Origin of the sequence: Streptomyces sp. WAC05292, from assembly GCF_003949955.1 — a bacterium.
GTDB classification, from domain to species: Bacteria; Actinomycetota; Actinomycetes; order Streptomycetales; family Streptomycetaceae; genus Streptomyces; species Streptomyces globosus.
The window spans coordinates 1-9,019 of the sequence record NZ_RPSE01000253.1 but is presented as its reverse complement, the minus strand read 5'-3'; the positions used below and the strand labels follow the sequence as shown (position 1 = coordinate 9,019).

The 9,019-nt window shown below is 72.2% G+C and carries 7 protein-coding genes and 1 tRNA gene; 1 reads left to right on the top strand and 7 read right to left on the bottom strand.

The annotated features are described in order from the left end of the window. Nucleotides 1-284 precede the first annotated feature (284 nt). Nucleotides 285-1,106: a TraR/DksA family transcriptional regulator gene (locus tag EF903_RS22725; RefSeq protein ID WP_185902775.1), complete on the bottom strand. Its 822-nt coding sequence runs from the start codon at nucleotides 1,104-1,106 to the stop codon at nucleotides 285-287. 580 nt (nucleotides 1,107-1,686) lie between these two features. Between EF903_RS22725 and ileS the strand changes: the two genes are divergently transcribed. Beyond that, on the top strand, nucleotides 1,687-4,833 hold the full coding sequence (gene ileS, locus EF903_RS22715) for an isoleucine--tRNA ligase (RefSeq protein WP_125546007.1): 3,147 nt from the start codon (nucleotides 1,687-1,689) through the stop codon (nucleotides 4,831-4,833). A gap of 69 nt (nucleotides 4,834-4,902) precedes the next feature. On the opposite strand, the gene EF903_RS22710 is transcribed toward ileS, so the two are convergent. The 6 genes from EF903_RS22710 to pgeF form a co-directional block, all read right to left on the bottom strand. After that, a tRNA-Ala gene (locus EF903_RS22710) sits at nucleotides 4,903-4,978 on the bottom strand. Between the two features lie 118 nt (nucleotides 4,979-5,096). Next, nucleotides 5,097-6,266 (bottom strand): DivIVA domain-containing protein, encoded by a 1,170-nt coding sequence (locus EF903_RS22705; protein ID WP_125546005.1) that lies wholly within the window; start codon nucleotides 6,264-6,266, stop codon nucleotides 5,097-5,099. An 82-nt stretch (nucleotides 6,267-6,348) separates the two neighbouring features. Next, on the bottom strand, nucleotides 6,349-6,645 hold the full coding sequence (locus EF903_RS22700) for a YggT family protein (protein ID WP_030155988.1): 297 nt from the start codon (nucleotides 6,643-6,645) through the stop codon (nucleotides 6,349-6,351). Between the two features lie 60 nt (nucleotides 6,646-6,705). Then, nucleotides 6,706-7,314, bottom strand: a complete 609-nt coding sequence (locus tag EF903_RS22695) for a cell division protein SepF (RefSeq protein WP_125546003.1) — start codon at nucleotides 7,312-7,314, stop codon at nucleotides 6,706-6,708. Between the two features lie 151 nt (nucleotides 7,315-7,465). Beyond that, entirely contained in the window at nucleotides 7,466-8,185 is a 720-nt protein-coding gene (locus tag EF903_RS22690; protein ID WP_125546001.1) for a YggS family pyridoxal phosphate-dependent enzyme, read from the bottom strand. A gap of 3 nt (nucleotides 8,186-8,188) precedes the next feature. Further along, complete coding sequence (pgeF, locus tag EF903_RS22685) at nucleotides 8,189-8,920, bottom strand: peptidoglycan editing factor PgeF (protein ID WP_125545999.1); 732 nt, start codon at nucleotides 8,918-8,920, stop codon at nucleotides 8,189-8,191. Nucleotides 8,921-9,019: the final 99 nt, after the last annotated feature.

The following is a 9,019-nucleotide window of genomic DNA, read 5'->3' as shown; positions in this document are numbered from 1 at the left end:
CGAGGCGAACACATCGGCAACGAACTCCGATAACTCACCCCGGAGCCGTTCCACCTCCCCCAGCCTCATACCAGAGAAGATGCCCACCACCAGGCGAGATACCCGACGTAACGAAGCACTACTAGGTCGTCTCTTTCGGATCTTGCCGGTCAAGCCCGCGTCGTCCGGTGCCGTGCATCGCAAGGCGGAGGGCCGCCCGCGTACTGGGGTACGCGGGCGGCCCGACAACGCGGCGAGGCGCGGTGCCGGACGGCGCGGGCCAGGCAAGATCCGGAAGAGGCGGCCTAGTGCCGCCGCTCCTGCTTCTGCTTGCAGTCCACGCACAGGGTGGCCCGGGGGAAGGCCTGCATGCGGGCCTTGCCGATGGGTTTGCCGCAGCTCTCGCACAGGCCGTAGGTGCCGGCGTCGAGGCGCTCCAGGGCGCGCTCGGTCTGCTCCAGCATCTCGCGGGCGTTGGCGGCGAGCGCCATCTCGGACTCGCGGGTGATGTTCTTCGTGCCGGTGTCGGCCTGGTCGTCTCCGGCGCCGTCCCCGGAGTCCCGCATGAGGCCGGTGATCGCCTCGTCGGAGGCGTGCAGCTCGTCGCGCAGCCGTACGGCCTCGTCGGTCAGCCCGGTGCGGGCCTCGGCGACCTCGGCCGGTGTCCACGGGTCCTCGCCCGGCCGTACGGCGAGCTCGCCGGGGGCGGCGGGAGCCGCGGTGGCCCCCGCCGGCATCCCGCCGCCGACGGCGTCGGCCGTCTTCCTGGCCGTGCCGGTGCTCTTCTTGGCAACCACTTTCCGGGCTCCCGTCTGTTGCGCGGCCTGGGCCGCCCCCTCGGCCCCGGCCGAGGCGGCCGCGGCCTTCCTCGCGGTCGCGGCCGGCTTGCGGGCCGCGGCCGGCTTGCGGGCCGCCTTCCCGGCGCCCTCGGCGCCGGGCTCGGCGCCCGCCGTGGCGGCGGCCGTCCTCACGGCCGTCCGGGCGGCCGCCTGCGGGGCGGCCGCACCGTCCTTGCGGCCCGCGGCGGACGCCCGCCGCGGGGCCGCGGCACCGGCGGCCGAGGCCTTTCGGGCGGCCTTGCCGACAGCCTGCTCGGGAGGACTCCCGGCGGTCTTCTTCGCCACCATGGCCGCGGCCCCTTCACATACTGTGACCCTGCTCGCGCATCGTGCCGGAACGATAAATCGGCTCCCGTCCCGCGGCAACGGGGCACGCGACCACCGAGCCGACCTGCATCCGTTGTGCCCAGCCGGAGGCCCGGTAATCCGCCCCTCCCGCCCCGCCGCCGCCGGCGCCGGCGCACCGGGCCGTTCGGGTCACGCGCCCGGCCGGGGCCGCCGGGCCGCGCGGACACCGCAAACCGGTCGGCCCCGCGGCGCCCCGCCCCGTACACTGGCCCCAGCGAAAGGCATGGACGGGGACGAGTAGCGTCGGACGCAGCCGTGAGCGACCCGGGGACGGTGAGAGCCCGGGGGCGAGCGCGACGTGAAGGATCACCCCTGAGCCGCCGGAAGAAAGCCGCCACGGCTCCGCGCGCGGAGTCCCGTACGGCAAGTAGAACCGGCTTCGCACCTCAATGAGGGGGCCGCCGGACCCGTCCGGAGGCCAAGGAGGGTGGTACCGCGGGAGCACGTCCCCGCCGCGGGGGCGACAGGCTCTCGTCCCTCCGGACGGAAGTGCAGACCGCCGGAGGAAGAGCCCAGCCCCATGACGACACCGCCCCAGTACCGCCCGGTACCCGCCCAGGTCGACCTGCCCGCCCTCGAACACGCCGTTCTCGACTTCTGGCGCGAGAACAAGACCTTCGCCAAGACCCTGGAGCAGTCCGAGGGCCGCCCGGAGTGGGTCTTCTACGAGGGCCCGCCGACCGCGAACGGCATGCCCGGCGCGCACCACATCGAGGCCCGCGTCTTCAAGGACGTCTTCCCCCGCTTCCGCACCATGCGCGGCTACCACGTGGCCCGCAAGGCGGGCTGGGACTGCCACGGCCTGCCCGTCGAGCTCGCCGTCGAGAAGGAGCTCGGCTTCAACGGCAAGCAGGACATCGAGGCGTACGGCATCGCCGAGTTCAACGCGAAGTGCCGCGAGTCCGTGACCCGGCACACCGACGCGTTCGCCGAGCTGACGACCCGCATGGGCTACTGGGTCGACCTGGACGAGGCGTACCGGACCATGGACCCCGAGTACGTGGAGTCCGTGTGGTGGTCCCTGAAGGAGATCTTCAAGAAGGGGCTGCTGGTCCAGGACCACCGCGTCGCCCCCTGGTGCCCGCGCTGCGGCACCGGCCTGTCCGACCACGAGCTGGCCCAGGGCTACGAGACGGTCGTCGACCCCTCCGTCTTCGTCCGCTTCCCCCTGACCTCCGGCCCCCTCGCCGGCGAGGCCGCCCTCCTCGTGTGGACGACGACCCCCTGGACCCTGGTGTCCAACACCGCGGTGGCCGCCCACCCGGAGGTGGAGTACGTCGTCGCGACCGACGGCACCGAGAAGCTGGTCGTCGCCCGCCCGCTGCTGGAGAAGGCCCTCGGCGAGGGCTGGGAGGCGACCGGGCAGTCCTTCACCGGCCGCGAGATGGAGCGCTGGACGTACGAGCGCCCCTTCTCCCTCGTGGAGTTCCCCGAGCCGGCGCACTACGTCGTGAACGCCGAGTACGTCACGACCGAGGACGGCACCGGTCTGGTCCACCAGTCCCCCGCCTTCGGCGCCGACGACCTCGCGGTCTGCCGCGCGTACGGGCTGCCCGTCGTGAACCCGGTCCGCCCCGACGGCACGTTCGAGGAGGACGTCCCGCTGGTCGGCGGCGTCTTCTTCAAGAAGGCCGACGAGAAGCTGACCGCCGACCTCGACGCCCGCGGCCTGCTCTTCAAGCACATCGCCTACGAGCACAGCTACCCGCACTGCTGGCGCTGCCACACCGCGCTGCTGTACTACGCGCAGCCGTCCTGGTACATCCGCACCACCGCCGTCAAGGACGCGATGCTGCGGGAGAACGGCAGGACCAACTGGTTCCCCGAGTCGGTCAAGCAGGGCCGCTTCGGCGACTGGCTCAACAACAACATCGACTGGGCGCTGTCCCGGAACCGCTACTGGGGCACCCCGCTGCCGATCTGGCGCTGCGAGGAGGGCCACCTGACGTGCGTCGGCTCGCGCGCCGAGCTGTCCGAGCTGTCGGGCGCCGACCACTCCGGCCTGGACCCGCACCGCCCGTACATCGACGACGTCACCTTCCCCTGCACCGCCGAGGGCTGCGCGCACACCGCGGTCCGCGTGCCGGAGGTCATCGACGCCTGGTACGACTCGGGCTCGATGCCGTTCGCGCAGTGGGGCTACCCGTACAAGAACAAGGAGGTCTTCGAGAAGCGCTACCCGGCGCAGTTCATCTCGGAGGCCATCGACCAGACCCGCGGCTGGTTCTACACGCTGATGGCCGTCGGCACCCTGGTGTTCGACAAGTCCTCGTACGAGAACGTGGTATGCCTCGGCCACATCCTCGCCGAGGACGGCCGCAAGATGTCCAAGCACCTGGGCAACATCCTGCAGCCGATCCCGCTCATGGACCAGCACGGCGCCGACGCGGTCCGCTGGTTCATGGCGGCCGGCGGCTCCCCGTGGGCGGCTCGCCGCGTCGGCCACGGCACGATCCAGGAGGTCGTCCGCAAGACGCTCCTGACGTACTGGAACACGGTCGCCTTCCAGGCCCTGTACGCCCGCACCTCGAACTGGGCGCCGTCGGCGGCCGACCCGGCGCCGGCCGAGCGCACGGTCCTGGACCGCTGGCTGCTGTCCGAGCTGAACGCGCTGGTGGCCGAGACCACCGAGGCGATGGAGGCGTACGACACGCAGCGCGCGGGCAAGCTGTTGTCGGCCTTCGTGGACGACCTGTCGAACTGGTACGTGCGCCGCTCGCGCCGCCGGTTCTGGCAGGGCGACGCGGCGGCGCTGCGCACCCTCCACGAGGTGGTCGAGACGGTGACGCGCCTGATGGCCCCGCTGACGCCGTTCATCACGGAGCGGGTCTGGCAGGACATGGTCGTCCCGGTCGCCCCGGATGCCCCGGAGTCCGTCCACCTGTCGACCTGGCCGGTCGCCGACGCGTCCGCGATCGACCCGGTGCTCTCCCGGCAGATGCAGCTGGTGCGCCGCCTGGTCGAGTTGGGCCGCGCCACGCGCGCCGAGTCCGGCGTCAAGACCCGCCAGCCGCTCTCGCGGGCCCTGGTGGCCGCGGCCGGCTTCGACGCGCTGTCGCCCGAACTGCAGGCGCAGATCACCGAGGAGCTCAACGTCTCCTCCCTCGCCTCGCTCTCCGAGGTCGGCGGCTCCCTGGTCGACACCACGGCGAAGGCGAACTTCCGGGCGCTCGGCAAGCGCTTCGGCAAGGGCGTCCAGGACGTGGCCAAGGCGGTCGCCGCGGCGGACGCGGCCGCGCTGTCGCTGGCGCTGCGCTCCGGTGAAGCCGCGGTCGAGGTCAACGGCGAGACGGTCGTCCTCACCCCGGAGGAGGTCATCATCACCGAGACCCCGCGCGAGGGCTGGTCGGTCGCCTCGGACTCGGGTGCGACGGTCGCCCTGGACCTGGAGATCACCCCGGAGCTGCGGCTCGCGGGCCTGGCCCGTGACGCGATCCGCCTGATCCAGGAGGCCCGCAAGAACTCCGGCCTGGACGTCGCGGACCGGATCGCGCTGCGCTGGACCGCGGCCGACCCGGAGGTCGCCACGGCGCTGACCGGCCACGCGGACCTCATCGCGGAGGAGGTCCTGGCCACGGACTTCGCCGAGGGCGAGGCCGACGGCACGTACGGGGAGGCGTTCGCCGACGAGTCGCTGACGCTCTCCTTCCGCCTCCGCAAGGCGTAACGGCACCGCAGCAGGCGAACGGCGCCCTCCCCGCTCGGGGAGGGCGCCGTTCTCTCGTTCGAGGCGCGCAGCGGGCGGACCGGATTCGAACCGGCGTCCTCCCTCTTGCAGAGAAGGCGCGACGACCTCTGCGCTACCGCGCCGCTGCGCGCGCCCCACTGTAGCGGCGGGCGGGCACGCGGAACGGGCCGGGCCCGGGTTCCGTGGGGAACCCGGGCCCGGCCCGTGCTGACTGCCTGCCGGCCGCTTGGCGGCGGGCTACGTCAGTTGTCGTCCTCGTCGATGAGGAAGCCGCGCATCGGGGACGGCGCCTGCATGGGCGAGGGCCCTGCCGGCCGCACCGGAGCCATCGGCTGCGTCATCGCGGGGGACATCTGCTGCTGGCCGCCGTACGACGGGCCGCCCATCGGGGAGGGGCCGCCCATCGGGGACGGTCCGCCCATGCCCATGGCACCGGCCGGGGCCATCGACGGGGACGGCGACGCCGGAAGCGCGGGGCCCGCGGGGTTCCGCGGCGGGGCCAGCGAGTCGTCGGCCTGGGTCTCCAACTGGCGCAGCTGGGACTCCAGGTAGGACTTCAGGCGCGTGCGGTACTCGCGCTCGAAGCCCCGCAGGTCCTCGACCTTGCGCTCCAGCGTGGCGCGGGCGGACTCCAGGGAGCCCATCGCGACGCGGTGCTTCTCCTGGGCGTCCCGCTCCAGCGCGTCGGCCTTGGCGCGGGCGTCGCGCTCCAGGCCCTCGGCACGGCTGCGCGCCTCGCCGACGATCTTGTTGGCCTCGGAACGGGCCTCCGCGATGGCCTGGTCGGCGGTCTGCTGCGCCAGCGACAGGACGCGGGCGGCGCTGTCGCCGCCGGGGCCCTGCTGCGGGAGCTGCGGCTGCTGGCCCATGGGCTGCATCTGCTGGCCCATCTGCTGCATGGGCTGGCCCATCTGCTGCATCGGCTGGCCCATGGGCTGCATCTGCTGGCCGAGCGGGTTCTGGCCGCCCATCGACTGCTGGCCCATCTGCTGCATCGGCTGGCCCATCGGCTGCATGGGGCCGCCCATCGGGCCGGGGCCGCCGGGGCCCTGCGGGCCGGGGCCGCCGGGACCGGCGGGAAGCTGCGGCTGGCCGCCGGGGAGCTGCGGCGGACCCATCTGCGGCGGGCCCTGCTGGGCCGGCGGGCCGGATATGGCGGCGGGCACCGGGGCGCCGGGTCCGCGCTGGTCCTGGGGTTCCGGCTTGCGCATGCCCTGCTGCTGCTGGTTCTGCGCGGCGGCGCGCGTGGCCGCGGCCAGCTTCGCTCGCAGGTCCTCGTTCTCGCGCAGCAGGCGCGTCAGCTCGGCTTCGACCTCGTCGAGGAAGGCATCGACCTCGTCCTCGTCATAGCCTTCTCGGAGGCGGACGGTCGTGAACTGCTTGTTCCGCACGTCCTCGGGAGTCAGCGGCATGTCTTCTTCACCTCTACGTAGTCGTCGGCAGTCGGCAGGACCGTATCGGGACTGTCCCCGCGCTCGCGGGAAAGCTCATCGTTCACACGCTTCTCGCAGCGGTGCTCACGAAGCTGATGAGGATGTAAACGATGATCATCAGAACGAAGAAGGACAGGTCCAGTGCCACGCCCCCGAGACGCAACGGCGGAATGAACCGCCGGAGAAGCTTGAGCGGCGGATCGGTCACAGTGTAGGTCGCCTCCAGGACGACCACCATCGCCTTGCCGGGTGTCCATGAACGTGCGAACTGGAAGACGTAGTCCATCACCAGCCGGAAGATCAGCACGATGAGGAAGCACATCAGAGCGATGTAGACCACCTGTAGTGCGACACCCATCCCGCGCTTCCCTCTCCCCTGCTTCCGCTCTGTTCCCGGCCCCGTGTCTGACGGATCGGTCTAGCTTTGGTTGAAGAACCCGCCCTCCGCGATGCGGGCCTTGTCCTCCGCCGTGACATCGACGTTAGCAGGCGAGAGCAGGAACACCTTCTGTGTCACTCGTTCAATGCTGCCGTGCAATCCGAACACGAGACCGGCGGCAAAGTCGACAAGTCGCTTCGCGTCGGTGTCGTCCATCTCCGTGAGGTTCATGATCACCGGAGTGCCCTCACGGAAGTGTTCCCCGATGGTACGGGCCTCGTTGTAGGTCCGGGGGTGCAGCGTCGTGATGCGGTACGGCTCCCGCTCGGAGACGACCTTGGGCATGATCACGGGGGCGTTCTTCTCCAGGTTCGTGCGTTCAGGTGTGATGGATGCCACGGGGGCGATTCGCGCAGGACGTCCGCTTTCCACCGGGGACGGGACGGGTTCCCGTTGCGCCGGAGGCTGTACGGCTCGTACCGGTTCGTCCGTTACGGGCGGTTGGTGCGCGGGCTGCTGGCGCCGGCGGTCCCGCTCCGGTTCCGGCTCGGGTTCGAACTCGTCATCGGGGTCGTACCCCGGGTTGTCGTACCGGTCGTCCTCCACGAGGCCGAGGTAGACCGCCATCTTGCGCATCGCGCCGGCCATTCTCCGAGTCCTCCGCTCTGTGGTGGATCGCCCTGTCGCAGGTGTGTCGTCGTGTCACCAAGGTCACCAACTGCCCGCGATCCACGTGGCCTACCCGCTCACCAGCGGGAATGACCATATTTTCTGCTGTGGTCCGACTTTCTTCGCGACGTTACCCGAGCCGGGGTCTCGCGCCGAGTACCGCGGTGCCGACGCGTACATGTGTCGCACCGGCCGCCACGGCCTCTTCCAGGTCCGCGCTCATCCCGGCCGAGACCATCGTGGCAGCCGGATGGTCCGCGCGCAGGCGGGATGACAATTCCACCAGCCGCTCGAACGCGGCGCGTTCGCGGCCCGCGTAGGGGCCTGCCAGCGGGGCGACGGTCATCAGGCCGTCGATCCGCAGCCCGGGCGCCGCGGCCACGAGGTCCGCCAGTTCCAGGAGCTGCTCGGGGGCCGCGCCGCCGCGGCCGCCGCGCTCGCCGGACTCCGCGTCGAGGGCGATCTGGACGAGGCAGCCGAGCTCCCGGCCGGCCTGTCCGGCCGCCGCCGACAGGGCCGTCACCAGCTTCGGCCGGTCGACCGACTGCACGACATGGGCGTAACCGGCAACGGAACGGACTTTGTTCGTCTGCAACTGGCCCACGAAGTGCCAGGTGAGCGGCAGATCCGCACAGGCCGCCGCCTTCGGCGCGGCATCCTGGTCCCGGTTCTCCGCCACGTGGCGGACCCCGAGCTCCGCCAGGAGTCGTACGTCGCTCGCGGGGTACGTCTTGGTGACCACGATGAGGGTCACCTCCCCGCGGTCGCGGCCCGCGGCCGCGCACGCGGAGGAGATCCGCTCCTCCACGCGCGCGAGGTTCGCCGCGAGTTCCGCCTTACGATCCGTCATCACCTAGTCCAACCAGACATATCCGGCAAGCCGCCCGGTCACCCGGTCGCGGCGGTACGAGAAGTGGTCCCGCGACTCCAGTGTGCAGACCGGGGAGCGGTGGCGGTTCACCACCCCCGCCTCCGCGAGCTGGGCGTGCACGCCGGCGGCCACGTCGACGGCGGGAGTGCCCCAGCTCGTCTCGGACCGGGCGGCCGGGACCGCCGCGGCGACCTCGTCCCGCATCGCGGCCGGCACCTCGTAGCAGCGGCCGCAGACCGCGGGGCCCGTGCGGGCGATGATCCGCCCGGGCTCCGCTCCGAGCGCGGCCATCGCCTCCAGCGCCGCGGGGACCACCCCGGCGACCAGGCCGGGGCGCCCGGCGTGGGCGGCGGCCGCGACCCCGGCGACGGGGTCGGCGAGCAGGACGGGGGTGCAGTCCGCGGTCAGAACCGCGAGGGCGAGGCCCCGGCGGTCGGTGACGACGGCGTCGACCTGCGGGATCTCGGCGCCGGCGGCCCACGGGCCGGTGACGGTGGCCACGTCCCGGCCGTGGACCTGGTTCATCCAGACCACGGCCTCCGGTGCGAGGCCGAGGGACTTCGCCGCGGCTGCCCGGTTCGCGAGAACGGCGGCCGGGTCGTCTCCGACCGCGCCGCCGAGATTGAGCTCCTCGTACGGAACGGCGCTCACCCCGCCCCACCGGTCGGTGAAGGCGAAGTGGGCGCCGTTCTCGGTGTGCTGCCCCGGTGTCACTTCAAGAAGTCCGGGACGTCCAGCTCCTCGGCCGGGCTGTCCTGGTAGGGGCGGGCCGTCGGGACCTGCGGTGCGGGGGCCGGCGGCTCGGGCGCGGGG